The following is a 1123-nucleotide window of genomic DNA, read 5'->3' on the forward strand; positions in this document are numbered from 1 at the left end:
CCTGAACACCGGGCGCTGGTTTTCCAGTTTGCCGGGCCTGCGCTTCCCGTGGTCGGCAGGGCGCTGGCCAAGCCGTGATGACCTGGCCAAGGAGCTGGCAGCCCTGCCAGCCCGTGGCGGTTTTAATGTGCTGACCGGCTGCGCGGTGATGAATATCGAGTACCTCGCGGCGCCAGGGCTGTGGCAAGTGCGCTGCCGGGATGACCGGGTGTTTCGTGCGCAGGCGCTGGTGATTGCCACCGGCACCTCGTGCGTCCCGTCGATCCCGCAGTGGCCAGGCGCGCAGCACTTTAGCGGGCAGGTCGTTCACGCGGCCCACTTCGGCAATGCTCGCCACTACGCGGGCAAGCACGTGGTGGTGGTCGGCAGTGGTAATTCATCCTGCGAGATTGCCAGCCGTCTGGTGCCCCATGCCGCGTCGGTCACGTTGTCGGTGCGGCGGGCGCCGCACTTTCTGCCCAAGAGCCTGTTCGGTGTACCGCTGGCGGCGCTGGGCACGTTGATTCGTCGACTGCCGACACGCTGGAGCGACGCCGTATTGAGCGGATTGTCGCGGCGCTGGGTCGGGGATCTGTCGGCCTACGGCCTGCCACAACCGGCGCAAGGCGTTTCCGGTTTGGGCAGCGTGACCCCGACGCTGTTCATGCCGGTGATCGACGACCTGAAACAAGGCCGCATCAAGGTGGTGGGACCGGTGCTGGAACTCAACGAGCAGAGCGTCGTCGCCCACACCGGTCTCGACCGTACACAGCGCTGCACGCTGAACACCGACGTGATCGTCGCGGGCACCGGTTACACCACCGGCCTTGAGAGCCTGATCAACTACCCTGCGCCACTCACCGCCGACGGCAAACCGACGGTGGATGCCCACGGCCACTCCACCGTGGCCAAAGGGCTGTTCTTCATCGGCTACCGCAACCCCATCAGCGGTCAGTTGCGTGAAATCGGCTTGCAGGCGCCGGGCGTGGCAGCAGGGGTCAAGCGTTATCTGCAACCCCAGCTAAAACCTGTAGTCGCTGCCGAAGAATGAGGCTGCGATGGCTTCACCCTGTAGGAGGGGCCGCCCCGTCTTCGACGCCGCGCTGTCGCGCAGCAAACAGGCCGCCGAGTATCTTCAGCATCC

1 protein-coding gene is annotated in these 1123 nt (G+C 65.6%); it reads left to right on the forward strand.

Going from position 1 to position 1123, the window contains the following annotated elements; translation table 11 throughout:
* Positions 1-1030, forward strand: a 1030-nt coding sequence (locus GHO41_RS29285) for an NAD(P)/FAD-dependent oxidoreductase (RefSeq protein ID WP_178126619.1), incomplete at its 5' end; no start/stop codon positions are given.
* Positions 1031-1123: the final 93 nt, after the last annotated feature.

The sequence above is a fragment of the Pseudomonas sp. FSL R10-0399 genome (assembly GCF_009600165.1).
Lineage (GTDB): Bacteria > Pseudomonadota > Gammaproteobacteria > Pseudomonadales > Pseudomonadaceae > Aquipseudomonas > Aquipseudomonas helleri.